This is a genomic window from Ancylobacter sp. VNQ12 (genome assembly GCF_049445835.1).
In the GTDB taxonomy this organism is placed as follows: domain Bacteria; phylum Pseudomonadota; class Alphaproteobacteria; order Rhizobiales; family Xanthobacteraceae; genus Ancylobacter.
The window spans coordinates 1-24,833 of sequence record NZ_JBMSDU010000020.1 but is presented as its reverse complement, the minus strand read 5'-3'; the positions used below and the strand labels follow the sequence as shown (position 1 = coordinate 24,833).

36 protein-coding genes, 1 tRNA gene and 1 pseudogene are annotated in these 24,833 nt (G+C 65.2%); 2 read left to right on the top strand and 36 right to left on the bottom strand.

The features are described 5' to 3' along the window. Positions 1-178: 178 nt before the first annotated feature. A complete protein-coding gene (mgtE, locus tag ACO2RV_RS20680) occupies positions 179-1,579 on the bottom strand; it encodes a magnesium transporter (RefSeq protein WP_423296129.1) in 1,401 nt (466 codons plus the stop codon). A 149-nt stretch (positions 1,580-1,728) separates the two neighbouring features. Here mgtE and ACO2RV_RS20675 point away from each other — a divergent pair, with 149 nt between their 5' ends. Then, positions 1,729-2,025, top strand: coding sequence for an acylphosphatase (locus ACO2RV_RS20675; protein WP_423296128.1), 297 nt, complete (start codon positions 1,729-1,731; stop codon positions 2,023-2,025). A gap of 9 nt (positions 2,026-2,034) precedes the next feature. Here the strand turns inward: ACO2RV_RS20675 and lipB are convergent, their stop codons facing one another. Further along, positions 2,035-2,772 carry a lipoyl(octanoyl) transferase LipB gene (gene lipB / locus ACO2RV_RS20670; RefSeq protein ID WP_423296127.1) on the bottom strand — a complete coding sequence of 246 codons (738 nt, stop codon included), beginning with the start codon at positions 2,770-2,772 and terminating at the stop codon, positions 2,035-2,037. Between the two features lie 166 nt (positions 2,773-2,938). Here lipB and ACO2RV_RS20665 point away from each other — a divergent pair. After that, a tRNA-Leu gene (locus ACO2RV_RS20665) sits at positions 2,939-3,023 on the top strand. Positions 3,024-3,145: 122 nt separating this feature from the next. On the opposite strand, the gene ACO2RV_RS20660 is transcribed toward ACO2RV_RS20665, so the two are convergent. From ACO2RV_RS20660 to tuf, 34 genes and pseudogenes are all read right to left on the bottom strand, one after another. Then, positions 3,146-3,931, bottom strand: coding sequence for a polysaccharide deacetylase family protein (locus ACO2RV_RS20660; protein ID WP_423296126.1), 786 nt, complete (start codon positions 3,929-3,931; stop codon positions 3,146-3,148). 170 nt (positions 3,932-4,101) lie between these two features. After that, complete coding sequence (locus ACO2RV_RS20655) at positions 4,102-5,523, bottom strand: exopolysaccharide biosynthesis polyprenyl glycosylphosphotransferase (protein ID WP_423296125.1); 1,422 nt, start codon at positions 5,521-5,523, stop codon at positions 4,102-4,104. A 269-nt stretch (positions 5,524-5,792) separates the two neighbouring features. After that, positions 5,793-6,887: an RluA family pseudouridine synthase gene (locus tag ACO2RV_RS20650; RefSeq protein WP_423296124.1), complete on the bottom strand. Its 1,095-nt coding sequence runs from the start codon at positions 6,885-6,887 to the stop codon at positions 5,793-5,795. A gap of 48 nt (positions 6,888-6,935) precedes the next feature. Continuing rightward, the gene (gene crcB / locus ACO2RV_RS20645) at positions 6,936-7,319 is read right to left on the bottom strand and encodes a fluoride efflux transporter CrcB (protein WP_423296123.1); all 384 of its coding nucleotides are present in this window, start codon (positions 7,317-7,319) and stop codon (positions 6,936-6,938) included. 27 nt (positions 7,320-7,346) lie between these two features. Next, a complete protein-coding gene (locus ACO2RV_RS20640) occupies positions 7,347-8,669 on the bottom strand; it encodes a replication-associated recombination protein A (protein ID WP_423296122.1) in 1,323 nt (440 codons plus the stop codon). Between the two features lie 7 nt (positions 8,670-8,676). Beyond that, positions 8,677-10,095: a DegQ family serine endoprotease gene (locus ACO2RV_RS20635; protein WP_423296121.1), complete on the bottom strand. Its 1,419-nt coding sequence runs from the start codon at positions 10,093-10,095 to the stop codon at positions 8,677-8,679. Positions 10,096-10,219: 124 nt separating this feature from the next. After that, on the bottom strand, positions 10,220-10,645 hold the full coding sequence (gene rplQ / locus ACO2RV_RS20630; protein ID WP_423296120.1) for a 50S ribosomal protein L17: 426 nt from the start codon (positions 10,643-10,645) through the stop codon (positions 10,220-10,222). A gap of 72 nt (positions 10,646-10,717) precedes the next feature. Further along, the gene (locus ACO2RV_RS20625) at positions 10,718-11,734 is read right to left on the bottom strand and encodes a DNA-directed RNA polymerase subunit alpha (RefSeq protein WP_423296119.1); all 1,017 of its coding nucleotides are present in this window, start codon (positions 11,732-11,734) and stop codon (positions 10,718-10,720) included. Between the two features lie 127 nt (positions 11,735-11,861). Continuing rightward, positions 11,862-12,251, bottom strand: coding sequence for a 30S ribosomal protein S11 (gene rpsK / locus ACO2RV_RS20620; protein WP_423296118.1), 390 nt, complete (start codon positions 12,249-12,251; stop codon positions 11,862-11,864). 118 nt (positions 12,252-12,369) lie between these two features. After that, positions 12,370-12,738: a 30S ribosomal protein S13 gene (gene rpsM / locus ACO2RV_RS20615; protein WP_423296117.1), complete on the bottom strand. Its 369-nt coding sequence runs from the start codon at positions 12,736-12,738 to the stop codon at positions 12,370-12,372. A 187-nt stretch (positions 12,739-12,925) separates the two neighbouring features. Next, the gene (locus ACO2RV_RS20610) at positions 12,926-13,510 is read right to left on the bottom strand and encodes an adenylate kinase (protein ID WP_423296116.1); all 585 of its coding nucleotides are present in this window, start codon (positions 13,508-13,510) and stop codon (positions 12,926-12,928) included. After that, positions 13,507-14,838: a preprotein translocase subunit SecY gene (gene secY, locus ACO2RV_RS20605; protein WP_423296115.1), complete on the bottom strand. Its 1,332-nt coding sequence runs from the start codon at positions 14,836-14,838 to the stop codon at positions 13,507-13,509. The genes ACO2RV_RS20610 and secY overlap by 4 nt, the downstream gene beginning before the upstream one ends. Positions 14,839-14,894: 56 nt before the next feature. Beyond that, a complete protein-coding gene (gene rplO / locus ACO2RV_RS20600; RefSeq protein ID WP_423296114.1) occupies positions 14,895-15,383 on the bottom strand; it encodes a 50S ribosomal protein L15 in 489 nt (162 codons plus the stop codon). A gap of 16 nt (positions 15,384-15,399) precedes the next feature. Further along, entirely contained in the window at positions 15,400-15,591 is a 192-nt protein-coding gene (rpmD, locus tag ACO2RV_RS20595; protein ID WP_423296113.1) for a 50S ribosomal protein L30, read from the bottom strand. Between the two features lie 27 nt (positions 15,592-15,618). Continuing rightward, positions 15,619-16,170, bottom strand: coding sequence for a 30S ribosomal protein S5 (rpsE, locus tag ACO2RV_RS20590; protein ID WP_152301896.1), 552 nt, complete (start codon positions 16,168-16,170; stop codon positions 15,619-15,621). Between the two features lie 42 nt (positions 16,171-16,212). Continuing rightward, complete coding sequence (gene rplR / locus ACO2RV_RS20585; protein WP_423296112.1) at positions 16,213-16,575, bottom strand: 50S ribosomal protein L18; 363 nt, start codon at positions 16,573-16,575, stop codon at positions 16,213-16,215. 12 nt (positions 16,576-16,587) lie between these two features. Further along, on the bottom strand, positions 16,588-17,121 hold the full coding sequence (rplF, locus tag ACO2RV_RS20580) for a 50S ribosomal protein L6 (RefSeq protein ID WP_423296111.1): 534 nt from the start codon (positions 17,119-17,121) through the stop codon (positions 16,588-16,590). 20 nt (positions 17,122-17,141) lie between these two features. Continuing rightward, positions 17,142-17,540, bottom strand: coding sequence for a 30S ribosomal protein S8 (gene rpsH, locus ACO2RV_RS20575; RefSeq protein WP_247030913.1), 399 nt, complete (start codon positions 17,538-17,540; stop codon positions 17,142-17,144). Between the two features lie 11 nt (positions 17,541-17,551). After that, complete coding sequence (gene rpsN / locus ACO2RV_RS20570; protein WP_423296110.1) at positions 17,552-17,857, bottom strand: 30S ribosomal protein S14; 306 nt, start codon at positions 17,855-17,857, stop codon at positions 17,552-17,554. 58 nt (positions 17,858-17,915) lie between these two features. After that, positions 17,916-18,473 carry a 50S ribosomal protein L5 gene (rplE, locus tag ACO2RV_RS20565; RefSeq protein ID WP_423296109.1) on the bottom strand — a complete coding sequence of 186 codons (558 nt, stop codon included), beginning with the start codon at positions 18,471-18,473 and terminating at the stop codon, positions 17,916-17,918. Beyond that, positions 18,466-18,783, bottom strand: coding sequence for a 50S ribosomal protein L24 (gene rplX, locus ACO2RV_RS20560; RefSeq protein WP_013166273.1), 318 nt, complete (start codon positions 18,781-18,783; stop codon positions 18,466-18,468). Before rplX ends, rplE begins: the two co-directional genes overlap by 8 nt. After that, positions 18,783-19,151: a 50S ribosomal protein L14 gene (gene rplN / locus ACO2RV_RS20555; RefSeq protein WP_018390610.1), complete on the bottom strand. Its 369-nt coding sequence runs from the start codon at positions 19,149-19,151 to the stop codon at positions 18,783-18,785. The genes rplX and rplN overlap by 1 nt, the downstream gene beginning before the upstream one ends. Before the next feature lie 73 nt (positions 19,152-19,224). Then, positions 19,225-19,473, bottom strand: coding sequence for a 30S ribosomal protein S17 (gene rpsQ, locus ACO2RV_RS20550; RefSeq protein ID WP_423296108.1), 249 nt, complete (start codon positions 19,471-19,473; stop codon positions 19,225-19,227). A 10-nt stretch (positions 19,474-19,483) separates the two neighbouring features. Continuing rightward, complete coding sequence (rpmC, locus tag ACO2RV_RS20545; protein WP_423296107.1) at positions 19,484-19,693, bottom strand: 50S ribosomal protein L29; 210 nt, start codon at positions 19,691-19,693, stop codon at positions 19,484-19,486. A gap of 11 nt (positions 19,694-19,704) precedes the next feature. After that, a complete protein-coding gene (rplP, locus tag ACO2RV_RS20540) occupies positions 19,705-20,118 on the bottom strand; it encodes a 50S ribosomal protein L16 (RefSeq protein WP_423296106.1) in 414 nt (137 codons plus the stop codon). 30 nt (positions 20,119-20,148) lie between these two features. Continuing rightward, positions 20,149-20,856 (bottom strand): 30S ribosomal protein S3, encoded by a 708-nt coding sequence (gene rpsC, locus ACO2RV_RS20535; RefSeq protein ID WP_423296105.1) that lies wholly within the window; start codon positions 20,854-20,856, stop codon positions 20,149-20,151. Beyond that, positions 20,856-21,236, bottom strand: coding sequence for a 50S ribosomal protein L22 (rplV, locus tag ACO2RV_RS20530; protein ID WP_018390605.1), 381 nt, complete (start codon positions 21,234-21,236; stop codon positions 20,856-20,858). The genes rpsC and rplV overlap by 1 nt, the downstream gene beginning before the upstream one ends. A gap of 10 nt (positions 21,237-21,246) precedes the next feature. Further along, positions 21,247-21,525, bottom strand: a complete 279-nt coding sequence (gene rpsS, locus ACO2RV_RS20525; protein WP_423296104.1) for a 30S ribosomal protein S19 — start codon at positions 21,523-21,525, stop codon at positions 21,247-21,249. A 17-nt stretch (positions 21,526-21,542) separates the two neighbouring features. Continuing rightward, positions 21,543-22,376: a 50S ribosomal protein L2 gene (gene rplB, locus ACO2RV_RS20520; RefSeq protein ID WP_423296103.1), complete on the bottom strand. Its 834-nt coding sequence runs from the start codon at positions 22,374-22,376 to the stop codon at positions 21,543-21,545. A gap of 23 nt (positions 22,377-22,399) precedes the next feature. Next, positions 22,400-22,696 carry a 50S ribosomal protein L23 gene (locus ACO2RV_RS20515; protein WP_152301884.1) on the bottom strand — a complete coding sequence of 99 codons (297 nt, stop codon included), beginning with the start codon at positions 22,694-22,696 and terminating at the stop codon, positions 22,400-22,402. Beyond that, the gene (gene rplD, locus ACO2RV_RS20510) at positions 22,693-23,313 is read right to left on the bottom strand and encodes a 50S ribosomal protein L4 (RefSeq protein WP_423296102.1); all 621 of its coding nucleotides are present in this window, start codon (positions 23,311-23,313) and stop codon (positions 22,693-22,695) included. The genes ACO2RV_RS20515 and rplD overlap by 4 nt, the downstream gene beginning before the upstream one ends. Further along, on the bottom strand, positions 23,313-24,047 hold the full coding sequence (rplC, locus tag ACO2RV_RS20505) for a 50S ribosomal protein L3 (RefSeq protein ID WP_423296101.1): 735 nt from the start codon (positions 24,045-24,047) through the stop codon (positions 23,313-23,315). The genes rplD and rplC overlap by 1 nt, the downstream gene beginning before the upstream one ends. 22 nt (positions 24,048-24,069) lie before the next feature. Continuing rightward, on the bottom strand, positions 24,070-24,378 hold the full coding sequence (gene rpsJ / locus ACO2RV_RS20500) for a 30S ribosomal protein S10 (protein WP_013166261.1): 309 nt from the start codon (positions 24,376-24,378) through the stop codon (positions 24,070-24,072). A 99-nt stretch (positions 24,379-24,477) separates the two neighbouring features. Then, positions 24,478-24,833, bottom strand: a pseudogene (tuf, locus tag ACO2RV_RS20495) (elongation factor Tu); the annotation flags it as partial.

The window sequence follows — 24,833 nt, the reverse complement described above, 5'->3', positions numbered from 1 at the left end:
CGCCGGTACAGTAGGTGCCGTTCCTTAATGCAGCTTGAAGCAAATCAGTTGCAGCAACGGCCTCCGGCGTGGGCAGAACGATCGGTAGGACAGCGTCGTTTGAAGCAGGTTCTGTCCCCGCCACCGCACCGGCGAACGCCTTGGTTCCGCACAGGTGACTCACCGACCGGATGTCGCTCTAGAACCAGAGCGAGGCGATGCCGAGGAAGGCGAAGAAGCCGACGACGTCGGTGATCGTCGTCACGAAAGGCCCCGACGAGACGGCCGGGTCGACCTTGAGCCGATTCAGCGCCAGCGGAATGAGAATTCCGCCGAGCGCCGCCGCCACCAGATTGATGATCATGGCGAGGGCGATGACGATACCGAGATCGGCAATTCCGAAGCGCGCGAAGACCACCGCCGCCATGATCACGGCGAAGACCACGCCATTGAACAGGCCGACGAGCAACTCGCGGGCGATGACGCGCCTGGCATTGCTCGCCCGCAATTCGCGCGTGGCGAGGGCACGCACCGCCACCGTCATGGTCTGCGTGCCGGCATTGCCGCCCTGGCTGGCGACGATCGGCATCAGCACGGCGAGAGCGACCATCCGCTGCAACTCACCCTCGAACATCGAAATGACGAAGGAGGCAATGTTCGCCGCGATCAGATTGAGCAGCAGCCAGGAGAAGCGACTCTTGGCGATGTACCAGAAGCTGTCCGACAGCTCCTCGTCGCCGGCGACGCCGCCAAGCGCCTTGAGGTCCTCGTCCGCCTCCTCCTGGATGACGTCGACGATATCGTCGACGGTGAGTACACCGACAAGCCGCTCGCCATCATCGACCACCGGAGCCGAGATCAGGTTATAGCGCTCGAACACGCGCGCCACGTCCTCCTGGTCGTCGGTCGCCTTCACGACATGCCGGTCGGGCGTCACCACCTCGCCCAGCTTGATGCCGCGCTTGGTGCGGATGAGCCGGTCGAGCGGCACCGATCCGGTCAGATGGTACGAGGGGTCGACGATGAAGACCTCGAAGAAGACCTCGGGCAGCCCCTCCGTCTCGCCAATGTAGTCCAGCGCCTGCCCGACGGTCCAGAACGGGGGCAAGGCGATGAACTCGGTCTGCATGCGCCGGCCGGCGCTTTCTTCGGGGTAGTCGAGGCTGCGCTGCAGCGCGGCGCGCTCGGGAACCGACAGGCTGTCGAGAATCTCCTGCTTGTCCGCATCGTCCATGTCCTCGAGGATGTAGACGGCATCATCGGAATCGAGGTCGCGGACACCGTCGACGACAGTCTGGGTCGGCAGTTCCTCCAGGATCTGCAGGCGGACCGTCTCGTCGAGCTCGGTGAGCGCGGTGAAGTCGAAGTCGCTGCCCAGCAGCTCGATCATCAGCGGCCGATCGGAGGCAGGCAACGCCTCGATGAGCCGGGCCAGATCGCTTTCATGCAGATTGGCGATCAGCCCGCGCAGCGTGTCGACCTGCCGGGTCTCGATCGCGCCGACGACCGCCTCGACGAAGCCTGGTGCCTCCATCAGGTCGATGTCATGATCCGGCCCGCGCGACGGCGGCGGGGCGGCGAGCTCGGTCTCTTCGCGCATGCCGCTCTCCGGCTGGGGTTCGGGGGGAGCCATTCGAAATGTGGAACAGGAGCCGTTCTTATGAAGCGCGGCGCGCTATGGCAATTCAGTCCTCGGGGTAGCGTTCCCATGCGGACCTGCGCGTTGTCCCGTTGCAACAGGACGGCTGCATGAATTCGGCCGTGGCCACGCGCCTGCTCATTCACGGCCGGGTGCAGGGCGTCGGCTATCGCGCCTGGCTCGCGGGCGAGGCGCGCCGCCGTGGACTGTCCGGCTGGGTACGCAACCGCCGCGCGGGCAGCGTCGAGGCTCTGCTGTTCGCCGAGGAGGCCGCGCTGGCCGAACTGCTCGTCGCGTGCCGTATGGGACCGCCGACGGCCAGCGTGACGCGTATCGAAATCCTGGAGATCGAGCCCGGCGAGGCAGACGGACCCTTCACCGGTTTCGACGTGCGCCCGACGATTTGACTCGCGCGCCTATTCGTCCGTCGTCGGCCCGAAGACCTGCTCGAACTCCCGCCGCAGCACGAGGTCGACATCCTCCATGGTGATCGGCAGGCCGAGCTCCACCAGACTGGTGACACCATGCTCGCGTACGCCGCACGGCACGATGCCGCCGAAATGCGCCAACTCCGGTTCGACGTTGAGCGAGATGCCGTGCATGGTCACCCAGCGCCGGACACGGATGCCGATGGCGGCGATCTTGTCCTCCCCCTCGCCCGCCTTGGTGGGGTGGCGAACCCACACGCCCACCCGGTCCTCGCGCCGTTCGCCACGCACATTGAAGCCCGCCAGCGTGCGGATGATCCATTCCTCCAGCGCCGCCACGTAACGGCGCACGTCCGGCGATCGGCGGCGCAAATCCAACATCACATAGGCCACGCGCTGGCCGGGGCCGTGATAGGTGAACTGCCCGCCCCGCCCGGTCTGGAAGATCGGGAAGCGGTTGGCATCGACGAGGTCTTCCGGCCGCGCGCTGGTGCCGGCGGTGTAGAGCGGGGGATGCTCCAGCAGCCAGACCGTCTCGGGTTCGCGCCCGGCGGCGATGGCCTCCGCGAGGCGGTCCATCTCGGCGAGCGCGAGCGGATATTCGACCGGCTGGCGCTCGATGCGCCAGCGTACGGGCGCGCTGCCCGGCCGGGCCGGAAGCCTCGCGACCAGATCGCCCCGCAGATGCGCCGGTGCGGTGGCGCCGTCCTCGACAAGCTCGTTCATGCCCTAGAGATAATCATCCCCGCGCCTTCTGTCTGCCCCACCGCCCCCGCGACCGTCACGGCGCTATCCACAGCCCCCCGCAGGCCTTGTGGACCGGCAATCGATCTGTTAGACGATGCCCCGCTTCCTGTGGCGGTCGCTTCGTCGACCTCGCCTGTAAGCGGATGCGGTCGTGGCGGAATTGGTAGACGCGCTGCCTTGAGGTGGCAGTGGGTAACACCGTGGAGGTTCGAGTCCTCTCGACCGCACCAACTACTTCAGCGGCTTCGGTCAGCTGACCGGAAAGTGGAATTCGCGCGGCGACCTCAGGGTCGCCGTTGTCGTTTCCAAGACATTTTATCCGAATTTGAGGTAGCCGTCCTCGACCCTTGCCTCAGTGCGGCGCGGCGGCGGTGACGACACCGGCCGGGACGATATGCACGACGTGATAGCCGTGCTCCCGCAGCGCGACGAGGAAAGCCGGAATCATCTTCGCGGTCTGCGCGCGCGTGTCGTGGAACAGGATGATTCCACGCTTCTGATGATCGAGCCGCTCCATCACCAGCCGTAGCTGCTCGTCGGGCGTCATCGGGTTCCAGTCGCCCGCCCACAGATCGGCACCGAAGACGCCGACGCCGCGCTTGGCGAGATAGTCGAGCAACTGCGGCGACGAGCCGAAGCCGGGGAATCGGAAGAACGGCACGCGCAATTGCGGCGCGGCACTGCCATAGGCCGCCTTCTCGACGGAGCTGAAGCCCTTCTCGATATCCGCTACCGCCTTTTCGAAGGGCATGTCGGCCAGCGTCATCGGATGAGTCTGGCTGTGGTGCCCCACCGTATGTCCCTCCGCCACGATGCGACGGGCGAGATCGGGATGGGCGGCCGCCGCGCGTCCGACGAGGAAGAAGGTCGCCCGGACGCATTCCCGCGACAGTGCCGCCAGCACCATATTGGTGGTGCCGGGATGCGGGCCGTCATCGAAGGTGAGTACGACCTCGCCTTCGGCCAAATCCAGCGTTTGCGGGAAGTGCTTGGTGCCGACCTGAAGCCCAGCCGCCTGCACCTCCATGACGCGCGACGTGCCAAGGCGCCCCTCGCACGACGCGGCGGCAAAGGCCGGCGAAGCGGAAAGGCCGCAGGCCAGCAGCAAGGCAGCGGCGCACCGGTAGAGGGGGGACATGATGTCTCCGGATCGAGATTGCAACGATTGGCCGCTCGCCGGCCCTGGCGTGTAAGAGCGTTGAACTGCGGCAATAAGAGGGATGAAATGCGATCTTCGCACATGCCTTGGCCACGCGTCATGCGCAGCTCCCGCAGACCTCCACGCAGCAGGCGGCGAGCTCGGCCGGCTCAGTAGGCATTGTGATGGATCGCCACGCGGACGGTCTTGACCAGTATCTTGATGTCGAGCCAGAGCGACCAGCTGTTGATGTATTCGAGATCCGCCGCCACGCGATCGACAATGGCTTCCCGGTTGTGCGTCGCGCCGCGATAGCCGCGGATCTGCGCCAGCCCGGTGACGCCCGGCTTCATCGAATGACGGCTCCAGTAGTCCGGCACGAGCTCCCAGAACAGGGCGCCCTCGGCGCGGGAACCCAGCGCATGCGGCCGCGGCCCGACAAGGCTCATGTCGCCCCTGAGAACGTTGAACAGCTGCGGCAGTTCGTCGATGCTGGTCCGCCGCAGGAAGCGGCCAATCCGGGTGACGCGCTCGTCGTTGCGCGAGGTCGACACCTCGCCGGCGGCATCGATGGCATCGATGCGCATGGTGCGCAGCTTGAAGCAGCGATAGGTCCGGTTGTTGCGCCCTACCCGCTCCTGAACGAAAAGCACGGGGCCCCTCGAATCGAGTTTCACCAACAAGGCGGCCAGAGCGATGATCGGGCCGGCCACGAACAGGATACCGCTCGCGACGGCGATATCGAAGGCACGCTTGGTGATCCTCTCCCCGAGATTGAGCGGGCCGCGGGAAATGACCAGTGTCGTGTGATGGCGCCAGTGCGACAGCGCCAGCGGCTTCACATCGCCGAGATCCGCGACAATCTCCGCGTCGAGACCGCTCAGGCGCATCGCCTCGGCCCATTTGAGGCGTTCGTTGACGTTCGAGAATGAAAGGATGACCCGGTCGGCATCGCGGACCGTGCGGCTGACGCGATCGAAGAACTGCGGATCGCCCAGAGCCGGACGAAGGTTGAGCTGACGCACATTGACGAGTTGCGTCAGCCTGTCATCGGAACCGTCCGCACCGAGCCCGTCGGTCAGCACGATCAGCCGCGGCTCGATCACGGATCTAAAGAGCCGGCGCAGCACATAGACGCCGACGACCCTCACAATGACCAGCAACCACAGTGCCAGCAGCACCGCATAGCCGGTCTCGAGCCGCGACAGCATCGTACCCACCTTCAGCGCGAAGGCCGCGCTGAGTGCGATGCTGGTCGCGATGAAGAAGGCAGCGGTCCCCGAGAACAGCGAACGCCCCAACGAACGCAGCGACGACGGTCGATAGGCGCGCAGTGCCACGGCAGCGAGCAGATAGATCGGCGCAACGAGGATGAAGGTCTCTACCGAGTTGCCACCATCGAAGTCACCGTGGCGCAGCAGCGTGCCAAGAAGGCAGGCAAGAAGCAGCGCGATCAGGTCGGCGAACACCGCCGTGACGGTGATCGCCAGGCGGAAAAGATTCCGATGGCGCCAGACAAAGTCATTTGAACGACGCATCTGGCCCTGTCCCGTGGCCCTGGCAAGGCCGCTGCGGGCTCCGAGCTCCGTCATCGTGACGTTCCCCAACAGCCTCAGAAGATCGCCCCTGGCCCCACAGCCCGGATCGCCTCTCGTGGCACCCCCCGATGGATTACCGGTCGCCGACGCCGACCGATCGTCCGATTATGTACGCTAGCATCTGACGCTGTGATCGCGACTGCACACCAAATCGAGGCAGCAGCAATCGATTCACCCGGCCGCTGGATAAAAGGAAAGCGCAACGAATCTACGGTGCCGGATATCCATTAAATATAACTCAGTTGCCGGCAGGAATGGAGGCATCATTCCTCGGGGGCATCGACAATCGGGTCATATTGGCCGGCATCGAAACCCAGCACGTTCCAGCTCTGCTGCATGTGCGGCGGCAGCGGCGCGGAAACGTCGATCAGCCTGTCCCCGCGCGGATGCGGAATGACCAGACGCCTTGCCAGAAGGTGCAGGCGGTTCTGCAGCCCGCCGGGCAGCGGCCAGTTCTCGATGTCGAAATATTTCGGGTCGCCCACAATCGGATGGCCGATATGGGCGGCATGCGCGCGCAGCTGGTGGGTACGGCCCGTCACCGGCTTGAGCGACAGCCACGACATCTTCTGCGCGGCGTGATCGACAATGGCGTAATAGGAGATGGCGTGGCTCGCCTCGTCGTCGCCATGGCGCGCGACCCGCATGCGTTCCGCCGCCTCGTCCTTGGCGAGATAGGTCGAGATGCGCCCCTGAGCCGGGCGCGGCACGCCGGGAACCAGCGCCCAGTAAACCTTGCGCGCCGAGCGCGAGCGGAAGGTCTTGGCCAGTGTCGAGGCAGCCAGCCGCGTCTTCGCCACCAGCAGGATGCCGGAGGTGTCCTTGTCGATGCGGTGGACGAGACGAGGTTTCTGGCCGTCATCGCCGCGCAGCGCTTCCAGCATGCCGTCGACGTGGCGATGGGTGCCCGAGCCGCCCTGCACGGCAAGACCGTACGGCTTGTTCAGCACCAGTACGTCGCGGTCCTCATAAAGGATCATCGCCTTGAGCGCGGCCGCGTCCTTGTCGTCGGCGCTGGCGCGCTTGACTGCCGGCGCGGCGATGCCAGGCTCGCCGGCCGCCCTGCCCTCGCGCGGTGCCGGGCGGACGGGCGGCTCGCCCCTCTCGGCCCGCTCCTGCGCGTCGAGATGGTCGGCGGCGGAGAGTTGCGGTTTCTCTTCCAGCGGGGGAACCCGCACGCTCTGGCCGGCAGCCAGCCGGGTGTTGGTCTTGGCGCGCCCGCCATCCACCCGCACCTGCCCGCTGCGCAGCAGCTTCTGCAGATGCCCGAACGACAGGTCGGGGAAATGCGACTTGAACCAGCGGTCGAGCCGCATGCCCTCTTCGTCCGAGACGACGCGACGGATCTCAACAGCCATGGATAGATTTCTCCTCGCCCCAGCACATAGCCGAGACGCGGCCTCACGTCACGCGAGAGAGCGCATCAGCGCGAGGCCGCCGAACACGGCGACGAGCGAGAGCGCGACCGAACTGCCCACATACAGCGCCGCAAGCCCCGCCTCTCCCCGCTCGACCAATAACGCGGTCTCCAGCGAGAAGGCGGAGAAGGTGGTGAACCCGCCGAGTATGCCGGTCACCATGAACAGCCGCGCACCCTGCGCCCAGGCCTCGCCGGCCTTGAAGGCGAGCCATCCCGCGACACAGCCGATGAGAAACGAGCCCAGAACGTTGATGAACAGCGTCCCGCCCGGAAAGGCGATCCCCAGCAATCGAGGCGCGAGCATGTTCACTCCATGCCGCAATACGCCGCCGATGCCGGCACCGAAGAAGACCATGAGGATGCCGTTCACGCCGCCGGCTCCACCTTGCACATTGCCCTATTTCCCTCCGCCCTGCCGTTCCGCGCGCAGACGCGCCCAGTATTCCAGCCGCTTCTTCACCTCGCGCTCGAAACCGCGCTCGTTCGGCGCGTACAGGTCGGCCTGACGATCGCCGGCGAGTTCTTCCGGAAAGAACTCCTGGCCGGCATAGGCGTCGGGATAATCGTGATCGTAGCGGTAGCCGGCGTGATAGCCGAGCTCCTTCATCAACTTGGTCGGCGCGTTGAGAATATGCTTGGGCGGCGGCAGCGAGCCGGTCTTCTGCGCCAGCGCGATGGCGGCATTGAAAGCGGAATAGGCGGCGTTGGATTTCGGCGCGGTGGCGACATAGGCGATGGCCTGCGCCAGGAACAGCCGACCCTCCGGCCAGCCGACGCGGTCGAACGCCGTCCAGGCGGCCACCACCTGCGGCATGGCCTGCGGATCGGCCATGCCGACATCCTCTGACGCAGCGCAGGCCAGGCGACGGAACACCGTGCCGGGATCCTCGCCGCCGACGATCATCCGCGCCGCCCAGTACATGGCGGCGTTGACGTCCGAGCCGCGCAGGCTCTTGTGAAAGCAACTGAGCAGGTTGTAGTGCTCGTCCTGCCCCTTGTCGTAGATCGGCGCCCGCTTCTGCACGGTGGCGGCCAGCGCCGCCACATCCAGTTCCGGCCCCTCCGGCAAGGAAAGCAGTTCCTCGACAAGGCCGAGCAGGTAGCGCCCGTCGCCATCCGCCATGCCCGACAGCGCCGCACGCGCTTGGGGCTCGAGCGGCAGGCGGCGTCCCTCCAGCGACTCCGCTCGTTCCAGAAGGCGGCCGATCGCAACCTCGTCCAGCGGGCGGAAGGTGAGCACGCGCGCGCGCGACAGCAGCGCCGCATTGAGTTCAAAGGACGGGTTCTCGGTCGTCGCCCCGATCAGCGTGATGGTGCCGTCCTCCATCACCGGGAGGAAGCCGTCCTGCTGCGCGCGATTGAAGCGATGGATTTCGTCGACGAAGAGCAGCGTGCCCTGCCCCACGGCACGGCGCCCGCGCGCGGCCTCAAACACCTTCTTAAGGTCGGCGACGCCGGTGAAGATCGCCGAGATCTGCTCGAAATGCAGATCCGTCTCATGCGCCAGCAAGCGGGCAATGGTGGTCTTGCCGGTGCCGGGTGGACCCCAGAAGATGAGCGACCCGAGCGCGCGGTTGCCCAGCATGCGCGTGAGCGCTCCCTCCGGCCCGGTCAGGTGCTCCTGGCCGACGACCTCCGAGAGACGCTGCGGGCGCAAGCGGTCGGCCAGGGGCCGGGGCACCGCCGCCTCCAGTCCCGCGCTGGCGAAAAGATCGGCCAATGTCACCTCACCCGGGAAGCATGGCGGTCAGCTTTCGCCCGCCGCGCTGCAATGTGATGCGCCAGACGCGCGACGGCGATCCCGTCACGCGTACCAGATCGGCCGTGCGCTCTATCTTGACCCCGTTCACCTCGAGGATGACGTCGCCGACGCGCAGATTGGTCATCTCCGCCGGCGAGCCCTCCACGACCGCCGTCACCACGACGCCGGCGTCGGCCTCGACCGTCCGCAGTTCCTCCGCGACCGCGGGCGACAGGTTGACCACCGTCGCGCCGCCGACCGGCGAGCGGTTGGTCACGGTCACCTCCTCGCGCGCCACCGTCTCCGGCGCCGGCTGCAACGGAATGCTGAGATTCAACGCCCGCCCCTGCCGCACGACCGCCACGTCGACCGCCCCGCCCAGCGGCCGGGTCGCGAAGCGATAGCCGAAGGCGTCGGCGTCGTCGGTCTCCTGCCCGGCAATGCCGGTGATGAGGTCACCGACGCGCAAGCCCGCCTTCTCCGCCGGGCTGCCCGGCCGCACGGTCTGCACCAGCGAGCCGACGGGACGCGGCAGGTCCAGCCCTTCGGCGATGTCCGGCGTGACCGATTGCAGCGCCGCGCCCAGCCACGGCCGGCGCACCGAGGTTCCCCCGGTCAGCGCCGATTGCAGGACCACGCGCACCATGTCGGCGGGAATGGCGAAGCCAATGCCCTGCGAGCCGCCCGAGCGCGAGAAGATCGCCGTGTTGATGCCGATCACGCGGCCGGCGCCGTCGACCAGAGCGCCGCCGGAATTGCCGGGATTGATCGCCGCATCGGTCTGGATGAAGAACTGGTAGTCGGTAATGCCGACCTGCGTGCGCGCCAGCGCCGAGACGATGCCCTGCGTCACCGTCTGCCCGACGCCGAACGGATTGCCGATGGCGAGCACGATGTCGCCGACCTGAAGGTCGTCGGACGAGCCCAGTTCCGCCGAGGGAAACGCGCCCTTGCCCCCGCGCAGCTTCAGCACGGCGAGATCGGTGCGCGGATCGCGCAGCAGGATGTCGGCGTCGAACTCGCGCTTGTCGGCGAGCGATACCCGGACCTCGTCCGCCCCCTCGATAACGTGGTTGTTCGTCACCACGAGGCCGGAGGAGTCGACTATGACGCCCGAGCCAAGCGCCCGCTGCACCCGCTCGCTGGGCCCGCCGAAGCCGGGCCCATCCGGGCGGCCGAAGAAGCGGCGGAAGAACGGGTCCTCCAGCAACGACGGACCGCGCCGGGCCTCCACGGTACGCTGCGCGTAGACATTGACAATGGCCGGCGCCGTTCTGGCCACCACAGGTGCGAAGCTGAGCCCGATCTCGGCACGCGTTGTCGGCACGCGCGGCTGCGGCGTCTGCGCAGCGGCGGGGAGCGCGAGAAGGAGGATGGCGGCAGAGGCAGGGACGAAGCGTTTCATGCCTGAGATATAGCCCTCGCCGCGCGGCGGAAAAAGGGTCGCGGGCCCGCGCCCCCGCCGCGGGCAAAAGAAAAGGGGCGGCAAATGCCGCCCCTTCCCCAAAACGTGCTGTACGCGCCAGAAATCAGGCGGCGGCCTCGGCCGACTTCTCCGCCTCGTGGCGGGCGAGGTCGGCGGCGCCCTTGGCACTTTCGTCGCGATCGACCAGCTCGATCACCGCGACGGCAGCCGAATCACCATGACGGAAGCCCGCCTTGATGATGCGGGTGTAGCCGCCATTGCGCTCCTTGTAGCGCGGGCCGATCACGTCGAACAGCTTGCGCACGACCGCGACGTCGCGGATGTCGGCGATCGCCTGACGACGGGCGTGCAGGCCACCACGCTTGCCGAGGGTGATCAGCTTCTCCACGACCGGGCGAAGATCCTTCGCCTTGGGCAGGGTGGTGACGATCTGCTCGTGCGTGATCAGGGCCTGCGCCAGATTGGCGAACATGGCCTTGCGGTGTTCCGCGGTGCGGTTGAACTTCCGATACGTCTTGCCGTGGTTCATGGCGAGTATCCTAAATGCGACGGCCTTCGAGCCGGGTTTCGATGATGGCGGCTCGACCGCCGCGTCTAATGCTCAGTAGTGATCTTCGAAGCGCTTGGCGAGGTCTTCGATGTTCTCCGGCGGCCAGCCCGGCACTTCCATGCCGAGGTGCAGGCCCATGCTGGCAAGAACTTCCTTGATCTCGTTCAGCGACTTGCGGCCGAAGTTCGGGGTACGGAGCATCTCCGCCTCGGTCTTCTGGATCAGGTCGCCGATGTAGACGATGTTGTCGTTCTTCAGGCAGTTCGCCGAACGGACCGACAGCTCCAGCTCGTCAACCTTCTTCAGCAGCGCCGGGTTGAAGGGCAGCTCCTGGATCGCCGGGCTTTCCGTCTCGCGCTTGGGCTCCTCGAAGTTCACGAAGATCTCAAGCTGGTCCTGCAGGATTCGCGCGGCATAGGCCAGCGCGTCTTCCGGGCTGACCGAGCCGTTGGTCTCGATAGAGAGGGTCAGCTTGTCATAGTCGAGGATCTGGCCCTCACGGGTGTTCTCGACCTTGTAGGAGACCTTCTTCACCGGCGAGTACAGGCTGTCGACCGGGATGAGACCGATCGGCGCGTCCTCGGGACGGTTGCGATCGGCGGCAATGTAGCCCTTGCCGGTGTCGACCGTGAACTCCATGCGGATCTCGGCGCCGTCGTCGAGCGTGCAGAGCACGAGCTCGGGGTTCAGCACCTGGACGTCGCCGACGGTCTGAATGTCGCCGGCGGTCACGATGCCCGGACCCTGCTTCTTCACCACCATGCGCTTGGGGCCGTCGCCGGCCATCTTGATGGCGATGTCCTTGATGTTCAGGACAATGTCCGTCACGTCCTCGCGAACGCCCGGGATCGAGGAGAACTCGTGCAGGACGCCGTCGATATGGACCGACGTCACCGCCGCGCCCTGCAGCGAGGACAGCAGGATACGCCGCAGCGCATTGCCAAGCGTCTGGCCAAAGCCGCGCTCCAGCGGCTCCGCCACAACGGTCGCAAACCGCTTCGGATCGCTGCCGACCGCGACCTCGAGCTTCTCGGGCTTGATCAGCTCTTGCCAGTTCTTCTGAATCACGACGTCACCCTTGCTTTCGACGGTGCTCCGGGCACCTCGCCCGCCAACACCGCCCCCGGTCGAACCGGGAGGGAATGCCAAACGCAGCGGCCTTGGCGGCACCGATGCGCCGCCAGATCAAATCGCGTCAGACGCGCCGACGCTTGCGCGGACGGCAACCATTGTGCGGGATCGGGGTCACGTCGCGGATCGACGTCACCGTGAAGCCCGCCGCCTGGAAGGCGCGCAGCGCCGACTCGCGCCCCGAACCCGGACCGGAGACCTCGACCTCAATGGTGCGCATGCCGTGATCGGCAGCCTTGCGGGCGCAATCCTCGGCCGCGACCTGCGCCGCATACGGCGTCGACTTGCGCGAACCCTTGAAGCCCATGGCGCCCGCCGAGGACCACGAAATGGTGTTGCCCTGCGCGTCGGTGATGGTGATCATCGTGTTGTTGAACGACGCGTTCACATGCGCGACGCCCGACGCGATGTTCTTGCGCTCGCGGCGCTTGATGCGGGCTGCTTCTTTAGCCATTTGACCTTCGATCCTTCAGGCGCGCCCGTCATACCAGGCGCTCGGGACAATAATTGCCGTTGTTGAAGCCGGCGGCTCTCGCCGCCGACGCTGAAAAGGCGGGCCGAGGCCCGCCGCATCACTTCTTCTTGCCGGCGATCGGCTTGGCCGGCCCCTTGCGGGTGCGGGCATTGGTGTGCGTGCGCTGGCCGCGAACCGGCAGGCCGCGACGATGACGCAGGCCACGGTAGCAGCCGAGGTCCATCAGGCGCTTGATGTTCATCGAGACTTCGCGACGCAGATCGCCCTCGACGATATAGTCGCGGTCGATGGTCTCGCGGATCTGGAGAACTTCCTGGTCGGTCAGCTGGTTGACGCGACGGTCGAGCGGGATACCGACCTTCTCCACGATGTCGGCGGCGTTCTTCGCGCCGATGCCGTGAATGTACTGGAGCGCGATGATGACGCGCTTGTTGGTCGGGATGTTTACGCCTGCAATACGAGCCACTTCGCTCACTCCATGTAACCGGACGAACCGGAATTGATTGCCCCGCGTCCGGTGGAGGCCGGCCCCTGCAGGGATACGCACGAAGCCACGCGACATCAGCGAATGATGTCGATGCGCGACGCTCGCTTAAGTGAAGCGCGGCACATAGAGCGATTCACTCCATATGTCAAGCCGCGCGATGGTTCCGTCAGACCGTTTCGAGAACGTCCGAGATCGCCTTGGACACCTCGTCGATCGGCCTCATGCCGTCGACCGTCACCAGAAGGCCCCGCTGGGAGTAGTACGGCGCGACCACGGCGGTGTCGCGATTATACGCCTCGAGGCGGGTCTTGAAGATCTCCGGATCATCGTCCTTGCGCACCGGCTCGCCGCGCGCTGCAGTCTCTCGCGCGCGCTGCAGGATGCGGTCGACCAGCTTCTCCTGATCGACCTTGAACTCGATGACCGCATCCAGCTTCAGCCCCTTCGCCGCCAGAATGGCGTCGAGAGCCTCTGCTTGGGCAACCGTGCGCGGGAAACCGTCAAGGATGAAGCCCTTGGCGCAGTCCGGCTGGTCGATGCGATCAGAGATGATGCCGATCACGATCTCGTCGGAGACGAGCTTGCCCGCCTCCATCACCGCCTTCGCCTTCAGGCCAATCGGCGTCTCATTTCGAACCGCCTCGCGCAGCATGTCGCCAGTCGACAACTGCACGATCCCGTGACGTGCGACCAGGCGCTGTGCCTGGGTGCCCTTGCCCGCTCCCGGCGGTCCGAGCAGAATCAGCCTCATCGGCGCTTCCCCCTGAGCTTGGCCTTTTTGACCAGCCCTTCATACTGATGCGCCAGCAAGTGCCCCTGAACCTGAGCCACGGTGTCCATGGTCACGCTCACCACGATGAGCAGGGACGTACCGCCGAAGTAGAACGGCACCGCCGCGTAGGAGATCAGAATCTCAGGGAACAAGCAGACGATCGCAAGGTAAGCCGCACCGATGACGGTGATGCGAGTCAGCACATAGTCGATGTACTCGGCCGTGCGCTCGCCCGGACGGATGCCGGGAATAAAGCCGCCGTGCTTCTTCAGATTGTCCGCGGTCTCGGTCGGATTGAACACGATCGCGGTGTAGAAGAAGCAGAAGAACACGATCAGCAGCACATAGAGCAGCATGAACAGCGGCTGGCCGTGGCCGATCAGCGTCGTCACCGTCGTCAGCCAGCCGGGCCCCTGCCCCTGCATGAAGCTCGCGACCGTGGTCGGGATCAGCAGCAGCGACGAGGCGAAGATCGGCGGGATGACGCCCGACGTGTTCAGCTTGAGCGGCAGGTGCGAGGACTGCCCCTCATAGAGCTTGTTGCCGACCTGGCGCTTCGGATACTGGATCAGCAGCCGGCGCTGGGCGCGCTCCATGAACACGATGAAGGTGATGACCGCGACGGCCATCAGGATCACGGCCAGAACCAGGCCGGTCGAAATGGCGCCCTGGCGGCCGAGCTCCAGCGTGTTGGCGACCGCCGAAGGCAGCTCCGCGACGATGCCGGCGAAGATGATCAGCGAGATACCGTTGCCGATGCCGCGCGAGGTGATCTGCTCGCCCAGCCACATCAGGAACATCGTGCCGCCCGTCAGGGTGATCACCGTCGAGATGCGGAAGAACCAGCCCGGATCGGACACGACGGCGCCCGAGCCCTCGAGCCCGACGGCGATGCCGTAGGACTGGAACACGGCGAGCACCACGGTGAGGTAGCGCGTGTATTGATTGATGGTCTTGCGGCCGGACTCGCCTTCCTTCTTCAGAGCTTCCAGCGTCGGGGAGACGGTGGTGAGCAGCTGAATGATGATGGAGGCCGAGATGTACGGCATGATGTTCAGGGCGAAGATCGCCATGCGCGAGACCGCGCCGCCCGAGAACATGTTGAAGAGGCCGATGATGCCCTGCGACGCCGTGCGGAACACGTCGGCCAGCGCGTCGGGATTGATGCCCGGCATCGGGATGTAGGTGCCCAGCCGATACACGAGAAGCGCACCCAGCGTGAACCAGATGCGCTTCTTGAGTTCGTCGGCTTTTGCCAGAGCACCGAAATTGAGGTTTGCCGCGAGCTGTTCTGCTGCCGAGGCCATGGGGCTTCGCTCCCTCACCTGTGCCCTGAAAATAGTCGGAAGGCCTGACTTAAGCGTCAGGCCGCCGTTTCGCCAGCCTCAGCCTTCGACGCGGGGAGCGTCAGAGTGCCGCCGGCCTTCTCGATCGCCGCGACAGCCGACTTGGTGGCGTGAGCCACTTCCAGCGTCACCTTGGTCTTCAGCTCGCCACCCAGCACGCGCACGCCATCCTTGGCGCGGCGCAGGACGCCGGCCTCGACCAGCGCGGCCTGCGTGATCGGCGCCTTCGCGTCGAGCTTGCCGGCATCGATCGCGACCTGGATACGATCGAGGGAAACCTCGTTCCAATCCAGCGCGAAGATGTTGTGGAAGCCGCGCTTGGGCAGGCGACGATGGATCGGCATCTGGCCGCCCTCGAAGCCCTTGATCGCGACGCCGGTGCGCGAGGTCTGCCCCTTCACGCCACGTCCGCCGGTCTTGCCCTTGCCGGAGCCGATGCCACGGCCGACGCGCATGCGAGACTTACGCGCGCCTTCGTTGTCCTTGATGTCCTTGAGGCTGCTCATCGCCAATCTCCTGCCGTCACGCTTCGACGACGCGGACGAGGTGGCGAACCTTCTGGATCATGCCACGCACGGCCGGGGTGTCTTCGAGCGTCGAACGACGCCCGAGCTTGTTGAGGCCGAGGCCGATGAGGGTCGCCCGCTGTTCTTCCGGACGGCGGATCGGGCTGCCGGTCTGTTCGACGGTGACCGTCTTGCTGCTTTTCGCCATGATAAGCTCCACTACCTCTCAGGCGGCTCAGTCGGTCGCTTCGGCGTCGTCGACGCGGCGGCGGGACTGGAGCTGCGACACCTTCAGGCTGCGGCGGGCAGCCACGAGACGCGGGCTGTCCTGGTTCTTCAGCGCGTCGAAGGTCGCGCGGACCATGTTGTACGGGTTGGACGAGCCGAAAGACTTCGCCACCACGTCCTGCATGCCGAGCGTCTCGAAAACCGCACGCATCGGGCCGCCGGCGATGATGCCGGTACCGGCCGGGGCCGCGCGCAGGATGACCTTGCCGGCGCCATGGTGGCCGTGCACGTCATGGTGCAGCGTCCGGCCCTCGCGCAGCGGCACGCGGATCAGCGCGCGCTTGGCGGCTTCAGTCGCCTTGCGGATCGCTTCCGGCACTTCGCGGGCCTTGCCGTGGCCGAAGCCGACGCGGCCCTTCTGGTCGCCGACGACGACCAGCGCAGCGAAGCCGAAACGACGGCCACCCTTCACCACCTTCGCGACACGGTTGATGTGGACCAGCTTGTCCACGAACGTGTTGTCGCGATCTTCGCGTTCACGCTCACGTTCACGAGCCATGATCTATTCCTCGTCGTTCTGCGGGAGATCCCGCTCGTGATCTCAGAAGTTGAGACCGCCCTCGCGGGCGGCATCGGCGAGCGCCTTGACGCGGCCGTGATAAATGAAGGCGCCGCGGTCGAAGACCACGTCCTTCACACCGGCTGCGACGGCGCGTTCCGCCACGAGCTTGCCGATCGCCTCGGCCGCCGCGACATCCGCGCCGGTCTTGAGGCTTTCCCGCAGAGCCTTCTCGAGCGAAGACGCAGCGGCGATAGTCACGCCGCGCGCGTCGTCGATGACCTGCGCATAGATGTGCTTCGACGAGCGATGCACCGAGAGGCGCGGCCGCCCGTTCGCCGTCGCGCGGATCGCACGACGGACACGCGCCTTACGGCGCTCGGTAGCGTCCTGATACTGTGCCATGGTTCGGGTCCGTTACTTCTTCTTGCCTTCCTTGCGGAAGATGAACTCGCCAGCGTACTTGACGCCCTTGCCCTTGTAGGGCTCGGGGCCGCGGAACTCACGGATCTCGGCGGCGACCTGGCCAACCTTCTGGCGGTCGATGCCGGACACGACGATCTCCGTCGGCTTCGGCGTCGCGATCTGGATCCCTTCCGGAATCGGGTAGATCACGTCGTGGCTGTAGCCAAGCGCGAGGTTCAGGACTTTGCCCTGCACCGCGGCGCGATAACCGACGCCGTTGATCTCGAGCTTCTTCTCGAAACCCTTCGTCACGCCTTCGACGAGGTTCGACACCAGCGTGCGGGACAGACCCCACATCGCCTTGTGCCGGTTGGTCTCGCCGCGAAGCGCGAACAGGATGGTCCCGTTCTCGAGCTTCACGTCGATTTCCTCGACGACATTCACTTCAAGGGCGCCCTTGGGGCCCTTGACCTTGACCGTCTGGCCATCAATCGCGGCGGTGACGCCGGCGGGGATGGTGATGGGGGCTTTACCGATCTTGGACATGTGCTCTCTCTCCCTCCCGATCAGAAGACCGTGAAGAGGACCTCGCCGCCCACGTTCTTCTCGCGGGCTTCGTGGTCCGCCATCACGCCCTGCGGCGTGGAGACGACAGCGACGCCGAGACCGTTGGCGACGCGGGGAAGGGTCTTGACCGAAGAATACACCCGACGGCCAGGCTTGGAGACGCGCGAAATCTCGCGGATCACCGGCTCGCCGTCATAGTACTTCAGCTCGATCTCGAACTCGGTGCGGCCATTGACCGGCTCCGACGCGGAATAACCGCGAATGAAGCCCTCAGCGGCCAGAACTTCGAGCACGCTGGCGCGCAGACGCGAGCCGGGCGTGGAGATCTTTTCCTTGCGACGCATCTGCGCGTTGCGGATGCGGGTGATGAGATCGCCGATCGGATCAGTCGTGGACATGCTCGGCCTCCTCACCAGCTCGACTTGACGAGGCCGGGGACCTGCCCCGACGAACCAAGCTCACGGAGCGCGATGCGGCTCATCTTGAGCTTACGATAGTAGGCGCGCGGGCGACCGGTGACTTCGCACCGGTTGCGGATGCGCACCTTCGCCGAATTGCGCGGAAGCTCCGCGAGCTTGAGAACCGCCGCGAAGCGCTCCTCAATCGGGAGTTCCTTGTTGCTAACCAGGGCCTTGAGACGCGAACGCTTGCCGGAATAGTTCTTTACGAGCTTCCGGCGGTGTTCGTTCTTTTCGACCGCGCTCTTCTTCGCCATATGACTTGCTCCTAGTCTCCGCGTTTGGGGCCGTGGCCCCACTGCCGGAAGGGGATGCTTACTGACGGAACGGGAAGTTGAAGGCCTTCAGAAGCGCGCGCGCCTCTTCGTCCGTCTTCGCCGTCGTGCAGACGATGATGTCCATGCCCCACATCTGATCAACCTTGTCGTAGTTGATCTCGGGGAACACGATATGCTCCTTGATGCCGAGCGCGTAGTTGCCGCGGCCGTCAAAGCTCTTCGGGTTCAAGCCACGGAAGTCGCGAACGCGCGGCAGGGCGATGTTCACGAGCCGATCAAGGAACTCGTACATGCGCACCTTGCGGAGCGTGACCTTGGCGCCGACCGGCTGGTTCTCGCGCAGCTTGAAGTTCGAGATGGCCTTGCGGGCGCGGGTCACGACCGGCTTCTGGCCGGCAATGAGCGCCAGATCGCCAGCGGCGGTCTGCACCTTCTTGGTATCGGCGGTGGCTTCGCCCACGCCCATGTTGATGACGATCTTGTCGATCGTCGGCACTTCCATCGGGTTGGCGTAGCCGAACTGCTCGATCATCGCCTTACGCACCACGTCCTCATAGTGAGAACGCAGGCGCGGGGTGTAGTTGGTCTCAGCCATCGATCTTCTCCCCCGAGCGCTTGGCGACGCGCACCTTGGTGCCGTCGGCCTGCACCAGGAAACCGACGCGGGTCGGCTTGCCGTCCTTCGGATCGGCGATCGCGATGTTCGACAGGTCGATCGGGGCCTCCTTGGAGATGATCCCGCCTTCCTGGTTCGCGCTCTGCCGCTGGTGGCGCTTCACGAGGTTCACGCCGCGAACGCGGGCGGTACCTTCCTTCGGAAGCACCTCGAACACCTCGCCGGAGCGACCCTTGTCGCGGCCAGCGAGGACGACGACCTTGTCGCCTTTTTTAATCTTCGCGGCCATCAAAGCACCTCCGGCGCCAGCGAAATGATCTTCATGTGGTTCTTGGCGCGGAGCTCGCGCGGAACCGGTCCGAAGATACGCGTGCCGACCGGCTCCTTGTTGTTGTTGATCAGCACGGCCGCATTGCGGTCGAAGCGGATCACCGAGCCGTCGACGCGACGGATGTCCTTGGCGGTACGAACGACGACCGCCTTCATCACATCGCCCTTCTTGACGCGGCCGCGCGGAATAGCCTCTTTCACCGACACCACGATGATGTCGCCGACATGGGCGTACTTACGCTTCGAACCGCCCAGCACCTTGATGCACATGACGCGACGCGCGCCGGAATTGTCCGCGACGTCGAGATTGGTCTGCATCTGGATCATGACGCACCTATTTCTCGCAAAAACTGCGCGCAGCCGTTAAACGGCGCACCCTTAACCCCGTGTTACCGGGAGCTCAGACTTCAGCCCGCTTCTCGCCCTGGACCACGATCCAGTTCTTGAGCTTGGACAAGGGGCGGTGCTCCTCGATCCAGACGGTATCGCCTTCCTTCCACACATTGCTCTCATCGTGAGCATGGTACTTCTTGGAACGGCGGACGGTCTTCTTCAGCAGCGGATGGGTGAAACGACGCTCGACACGGACCACGACGGTCTTGTCCTGCTTGTCGCTCACCACGACGCCCTGCAGCAAACGCTTCGGCATCGCTGTCTCCTCACTTAGCCTTGGCCGCAGAAGCGGCCTTCTGCGCCTGGATGGTCTTGGTCCGCGCGATGTCGCGGCGAACCTGACGCACCCGCGCCGTGTTCTCGAGCTGGCCCGTGGCCTTCTGGAAGCGCAGGTTGAACTGCTCCTTCTTCAGGTTCAGCAGGTTGTCCTGGAGCTCGTCCGCGGTCTTCGTCCGAATGTCGGAAGCCTTCGTCATCTGTCCCTCCGTCACTCAGCGATGCGTTCGACGAAGCGCGTCTTGATCGGCAGCTTGGCGGCAGCGAGCCGCAGCGCCTCGCGCGCGATGTCCTGGGTCACACCGTCGATCTCGAACATGATGCGACCGGGCTTGATCTTGGCGGCCCAATATTCCGGGGCGCCCTTACCCTTACCCATGCGGACTTCGGTCGGCTTCGACGTGACCGGGACGTCCGGGAAGATGCGGATCCACACACGGCCCGCACGCTTCATGTGACGGGTCAGCGCGCGACGCGCGGCTTCGATCTGACGAGCGGTAACTCGCTCCGGCTCAAGGGCCTTCAGCCCGAACTGGCCGAAATTGAGGTCAGTTCCGCCTTTCGCAGCACCGTGAATACGGCCCTTGAACTGCTTGCGGAACTTCGTGCGCTTCGGTTGCAGCATGACGCGCCTCTTATTCCTTCTTTACGAATCTCACGCCGCGTCGCGGCGCGAGGGACGACCACCCGAAGATTCACTCTCCGCCTGGCGCTTATCCTGCGCCATCGGATCGTGCTCCAGGATCTCGCCCTTGAAGATCCAGACCTTGACACCGCAGGTGCCGTAGGTCGTGAAGGCGGTGGCCGTACCGTAATCCACGTCCGCGCGCAAGGTGTGAAGCGGCACGCGCCCTTCACGATACCATTCGAGACGCGCGATTTCCGCGCCGCCGAGGCGGCCGGAGCAGTTGATACGGATGCCTTCGGCGCCCAGACGCATCGCCGACTGCACGGCGCGCTTCATGGCGCGACGGAACGCCACACGGCGCTCGAGCTGCTGGGCGATCGATTCGGCGACGAGGCGCGCATCGATTTCCGGCTTCCGAATCTCGACGATGTTGATGAACACCTCGGAGGCGGTCATCTCGGAGACCTTCTTGCGCAGCTTGTCGATGTCCGCGCCCTTCTTGCCGATCACCACGCCCGGACGCGCCGAGTAGATGGTGACGCGGCACTTCTTGTGCGGGCGCTCGATCACGATCTTGCTGACCGCGGCCTGCTTGAGCATCTTGTGCAGCACTTCGCGGATCTTGATATCCTCGTGCAGCAGCTGCCCATATTCGCCCTTGCTGGCGAACCAGCGCGAATCCCAGGTGCGGTTGATGCCGAGCCGCAGCCCGACGGGATTAACCTTCTGACCCATCAGGCCTTCTCCTCGACTTCACGCACCACGATCGTGATATGCGAGAACGGCTTCTCGATACGGCTGGCGCGACCGCGGGCGCGTGCCGCGAACCGCTTCATCACCAGCCCCTTGCCGACATGAGCCTCGGCGACGATCAGATCGTCGACGTCGAGCTCATGGTTGTTCTCGGCATTGGCGATAGCCGATTCCAGGCACTTCTTCACGTCGCCGGCGATCCGCTTACGCGAGAACTGAAGGTCGGCCAGAGCCGTTGCTACCTTCTTGCCCCGGATGAGGCCCGCGACGAGGTTGAGCTTCTGGGGGCTGACGCGGAGATTGCGTGCAACCGCCTTGGCTTCCGTATCCGCGAGCGTGCGCGGACGAGCTGCCTTACCCATGACCCTGCCTCTACTTGCGCTTGGCTTTCTTGTCCGCCGAGTGCCCGTAATAGGTACGGGTCGGGGCGAACTCGCCGAATTTGTGGCCGACCATGTCCTCGGTCACCGCGACCGGAACATGCTTGTTGCCGTTATAGACGCCGAAGGTAATCCCGACGAACTGCGGCAGGATCGTGGAGCGACGGCTCCAGATCTTGACGACGTCGTGACGACCCGACGAGCGCGCGGCTTCCGCCTTCTTGAGGAGGTAGCCGTCGACGAACGGACCTTTCCAGACCGATCGAGACATTATTCAGTTCCCCTCGCTCACTTCTTGCGGGCGTGCCGGCTGGACACGATGAACTTGGTGGTCGACTTGTTCGTCCGCGTCTTCTTGCCCTTGGTCGGCTTGCCCCACGGCGTGACCGGGTGACGACCGCCCGAGGTACGGCCTTCGCCGCCGCCATGGGGGTGATCGACCGGGTTCATCGTGACACCACGGTTATGCGGACGACGGCCGAGCCAGCGCTTGCGACCAGCCTTGCCGAGATTGGTGTTCATGTGGTCGGGGTTCGAGACCGCGCCCACCGTGCCAAGGCACTCACCGTGCACCAGGCGCTGCTCACCGGAGTTCAGACGCAGGATCACGTAACCCTGGTCACGACCGACGATCTGCGCATAGGAGCCGGCCGAACGAGCGATCTGGCCGCCCTTGCCGATCTTCAGCTCCACATTGTGCACGATCGTACCGACCGGCAGATTGCCGAGCGGAGCGGCGTTGCCGGGCTTCACGTCGACACTCTTCGACGCGATGACCTGGTCACCGACCGCCAGGCGCTGCGGCGCCAGGATGTAGCTGAGCTCGCCATCCTCATACTTGATGAGGGCGATGAACGCCGTGCGGTTCGGATCGTACTCGATCCGCTCGACAACCGCCGGCACATCACGCTTGCCGCGCTTGAAGTCGACGACGCGGTACGCCTGCTTGTGCCCGCCGCCACGGAAGCGGACGGTCACGCGACCGGTGTTGTTGCGGCCGCCAGCTTCCGACTTGCCCTCGGTCAGCGTCTTCACCGGCTTGCCCTTGTACAGGCTCGAACGGTCGACGATGACGAGCTGACGGAGGCTCGGCGTTACCGGCTTGAAGGTTTTGAGCGCCATGTCTCTGATCCCCTAGTCCCGGCTCACAGACCCGTCGTGATGTCGATGGAGTGTCCCTCGGCGAGGGTCACAACCGCCTTCTTCACGTCGTTCTGCACGCCCTTACGGCCCTTGAAGAACTTCGTCTTCCCCTTGCGGACCAGCGTGTTGACGCTCTCGACCTTCACGTCGAAAAGCTTCTCGACCGCCTCCTTGATCTGCGGCTTGGTAGCCGTCAGAGCAACCTTGAAGACGACCTTGTTGTGCTCGGACGCCGCCGTGGCCTTCTCGGTGATGACCGGGGACACGATGACGTCGTAGTGGCGCGGATCCAGACTCATTTGAAGCGCGCCTCCAGAGCGTCGACAGCCGCCTTCGTCAGCACCAGGGTGTGACGGCGCAGGATGTCATAGACGTTGATGCCCTGGACGGGCAGCACGTCGAGATGGCCGATATTGCGGGAGGCGAGGCCGAAATTGGCATCGACTTCCGCGCCGGAAATGATCAGCGCGTTCGACAGGCCGAGACCCGCCAGACGCTCGCGCAGCAGCTTCGTCTTCGGCTCGGCGAGCGTCGCGTCGTCCAGGACGACGATCTGCTGAAGCCTGGCCTTGGTCGACAGCGCGTGCTTGAGGGCGAGCGCACGGACCTTCTTGGGCAGGTCGCTGGCATGGCTGCGCTGGACCGGACCAAAGGCCCGGCCGCCGCCGCGGAACTGCGGAGCGGAAGCCGCGCCGTGGCGAGCGCCGCCGGTGCCCTTCTGCTTGTACATCTTCCGCTTGGTGCGGTTGATGTCCGCGCGCGACAGGGTCTGGTGCGTACCGGCCTGGCGGCGGGCGAGCTGCCACACCACCATGCGGTGCAGGATGTCCTGGCGCGGCTCGAGACCGAAAATCTCGTCCGACAGGGTCACGGAACCGGCTTCGGCTCCTTCGAGGGTTTTGACCGCGAGTTCCATCACACGTTCTCCTCGACGGCCGCCTCGGCGACCGGAGCCGCGTCGACAACCTCGGTGCCCGGCAGCCGGAACTTGCCCGGCTTGGGCGCCTCGGCCGGAAGCGTCTTCTTCACGGCATCGGCGACCAGGATCCAGCCGCCCTTGTTGCCGGGAACGGCGCCCTCGACCGCGATGAGGCCACGCTCCACGTCGGTCAGTACGACCTTCAGGTTCTGCGTGGTCACCGTCTCCGCACCCATGTGGCCCGGCATCTTCTTGTTCTTGAAGGTCTTGCCGGGGTCCTGACGGCCACCGGTAGAACCGATCGAACGATGCGACACCGACACGCCGTGGGTAGCGCGCAGACCGCCGAAGTTGTGGCGCTTCATGCCACCGGCAAAGCCCTTGCCGATGGAGGTGCCCGTCACGTCGACGAACTGGCCGACAACGAAGTGATCGACTGTCAGTTCGGCGCCGACCGGGATCAGATCGCCTTCCTCGACGCGGAATTCCGCGACCTTGCGCTTCGGCTCGACCTTCGCGACCGCGAAGTGGCCGCGCAGGGCGCGAGTGGTGTTCTGCGGCTTCGCCTGACCGACACCGAGCTGGACGGCCGTGTAGCCGTTCTTCTCGAGCGTACGGTGGGCAACCACCTGGCAATTATCGACTTTCAGCACAGTGACCGGAACATGTTCACCTGCATCGTTAAAGATGCGGGTCATGCCGACCTTCTGGGCGATGACGCCTGACCGCATGGCCGTGTCCCCTCGCCTTCTCTCAGAGCTTGATCTCGACGTCGACACCCGCAGCGAGGTCGAGCTTCATCAGCGCGTCCACGGTCTGGGGGGTCGGGTCGACTATGTCCAGCAGACGCTTATGCGTCCGCATCTCGAACTGCTCGCGGGACTTCTTGTCCACGTGGGGCGAGCGGTTGACCGTGAATTTCTCGATCCGCGTCGGCAGCGGAATGGGCCCGCGAACCTGGGCGCCCGTGCGCTTCGCCGTCGAAACGATTTCGCGCGTCGAGGCGTCGAGTATGCGGTGATCGAACGCCTTGAGGCGAATCCGAATGTTCTGGCCGTTCATTGACTTCAGGCTCCCAGAGGGCTCGTCAATAGGGCTCTATTACGAGCTCCACGAAAAAGGGGCGCAGGCGATCCCGCGCCCCTCGGGATTGTTAATCGATCACTCGATGATAGCGGCGACGACGCCGGCGCCGACGGTACGGCCGCCTTCACGGATGGCGAAGCGCAGCTTCTCTTCCATCGCGATCGGCACGATCAGCGCCACGTCGACCGAGATGTTGTCGCCCGGCATCACCATTTCCGTGCCTTCCGGCAGCGTCACGATGCCCGTCACGTCCGTCGTGCGGAAGTAGAACTGCGGACGGTAGTTGGTGAAGAACGGCGTGTGACGGCCGCCCTCTTCCTTCGTCAGGATGTACGCCTCGGCCTTGAACTTCGTGTGCGGCTTCACCGAACCCGGCTTGCACACCACCTGGCCGCGCTCCACGTCCTCGCGCTTGGTGCCGCGAACCAGGA

Bases quoted from the DNA above. Each gene is read 5' to 3' on its own strand.
- mgtE (WP_423296129.1), bottom strand. From the start codon at position 1,579: ATGCGCGAAGAGACCGAGCTCGCCGCCCCGCCGCCGTCGCGCGGGCCG.
- ACO2RV_RS20675 (WP_423296128.1), top strand. From the start codon at position 1,729: ATGAATTCGGCCGTGGCCACGCGCCTGCTCATTCACGGCCGGGTGCAG.
- lipB (WP_423296127.1), bottom strand. From the start codon at position 2,772: ATGAACGAGCTTGTCGAGGACGGCGCCACCGCACCGGCGCATCTGCGG.
- ACO2RV_RS20660 (WP_423296126.1), bottom strand. From the start codon at position 3,931: ATGTCCCCCCTCTACCGGTGCGCCGCTGCCTTGCTGCTGGCCTGCGGC.
- ACO2RV_RS20655 (WP_423296125.1), bottom strand. From the start codon at position 5,523: ATGACGGAGCTCGGAGCCCGCAGCGGCCTTGCCAGGGCCACGGGACAG.
- ACO2RV_RS20650 (WP_423296124.1), bottom strand. From the start codon at position 6,887: ATGGCTGTTGAGATCCGTCGCGTCGTCTCGGACGAAGAGGGCATGCGG.
- ACO2RV_RS20635 (WP_423296121.1), bottom strand. From the start codon at position 10,095: ATGAAACGCTTCGTCCCTGCCTCTGCCGCCATCCTCCTTCTCGCGCTC.
- rplQ (WP_423296120.1), bottom strand. From the start codon at position 10,645: ATGAACCACGGCAAGACGTATCGGAAGTTCAACCGCACCGCGGAACAC.
- rpsK (WP_423296118.1), bottom strand. From the start codon at position 12,251: ATGGCTAAAGAAGCAGCCCGCATCAAGCGCCGCGAGCGCAAGAACATC.
- ACO2RV_RS20610 (WP_423296116.1), bottom strand. From the start codon at position 13,510: ATGAGGCTGATTCTGCTCGGACCGCCGGGAGCGGGCAAGGGCACCCAG.
- secY (WP_423296115.1), bottom strand. From the start codon at position 14,838: ATGGCCTCGGCAGCAGAACAGCTCGCGGCAAACCTCAATTTCGGTGCT.
- rplO (WP_423296114.1), bottom strand. From the start codon at position 15,383: ATGAGCAGCCTCAAGGACATCAAGGACAACGAAGGCGCGCGTAAGTCT.
- rpmD (WP_423296113.1), bottom strand. From the start codon at position 15,591: ATGGCGAAAAGCAGCAAGACGGTCACCGTCGAACAGACCGGCAGCCCG.
- rpsE (WP_152301896.1), bottom strand. From the start codon at position 16,170: ATGGCTCGTGAACGTGAGCGTGAACGCGAAGATCGCGACAACACGTTC.
- rplR (WP_423296112.1), bottom strand. From the start codon at position 16,575: ATGGCACAGTATCAGGACGCTACCGAGCGCCGTAAGGCGCGTGTCCGT.
- rplF (WP_423296111.1), bottom strand. From the start codon at position 17,121: ATGTCCAAGATCGGTAAAGCCCCCATCACCATCCCCGCCGGCGTCACC.
- rpsH (WP_247030913.1), bottom strand. From the start codon at position 17,540: ATGTCCACGACTGATCCGATCGGCGATCTCATCACCCGCATCCGCAAC.
- rpsN (WP_423296110.1), bottom strand. From the start codon at position 17,857: ATGGCGAAGAAGAGCGCGGTCGAAAAGAACGAACACCGCCGGAAGCTC.
- rplE (WP_423296109.1), bottom strand. From the start codon at position 18,473: ATGGCTGAGACCAACTACACCCCGCGCCTGCGTTCTCACTATGAGGAC.
- rplX (WP_013166273.1), bottom strand. From the start codon at position 18,783: ATGGCCGCGAAGATTAAAAAAGGCGACAAGGTCGTCGTCCTCGCTGGC.
- rplN (WP_018390610.1), bottom strand. From the start codon at position 19,151: ATGATCCAGATGCAGACCAATCTCGACGTCGCGGACAATTCCGGCGCG.
- rpsQ (WP_423296108.1), bottom strand. From the start codon at position 19,473: ATGCCGAAGCGTTTGCTGCAGGGCGTCGTGGTGAGCGACAAGCAGGAC.
- rpmC (WP_423296107.1), bottom strand. From the start codon at position 19,693: ATGACGAAGGCTTCCGACATTCGGACGAAGACCGCGGACGAGCTCCAG.
- rplP (WP_423296106.1), bottom strand. From the start codon at position 20,118: ATGCTGCAACCGAAGCGCACGAAGTTCCGCAAGCAGTTCAAGGGCCGT.
- rpsC (WP_423296105.1), bottom strand. From the start codon at position 20,856: ATGGGTCAGAAGGTTAATCCCGTCGGGCTGCGGCTCGGCATCAACCGC.
- rplV (WP_018390605.1), bottom strand. From the start codon at position 21,236: ATGGGTAAGGCAGCTCGTCCGCGCACGCTCGCGGATACGGAAGCCAAG.
- rpsS (WP_423296104.1), bottom strand. From the start codon at position 21,525: ATGTCTCGATCGGTCTGGAAAGGTCCGTTCGTCGACGGCTACCTCCTC.
- rplB (WP_423296103.1), bottom strand. From the start codon at position 22,376: ATGGCGCTCAAAACCTTCAAGCCGGTAACGCCGAGCCTCCGTCAGCTC.
- ACO2RV_RS20515 (WP_152301884.1), bottom strand. From the start codon at position 22,696: ATGAGTCTGGATCCGCGCCACTACGACGTCATCGTGTCCCCGGTCATC.
- rplD (WP_423296102.1), bottom strand. From the start codon at position 23,313: ATGGAACTCGCGGTCAAAACCCTCGAAGGAGCCGAAGCCGGTTCCGTG.
- rplC (WP_423296101.1), bottom strand. From the start codon at position 24,047: ATGCGGTCAGGCGTCATCGCCCAGAAGGTCGGCATGACCCGCATCTTT.
- rpsJ (WP_013166261.1), bottom strand. From the start codon at position 24,378: ATGAACGGCCAGAACATTCGGATTCGCCTCAAGGCGTTCGATCACCGC.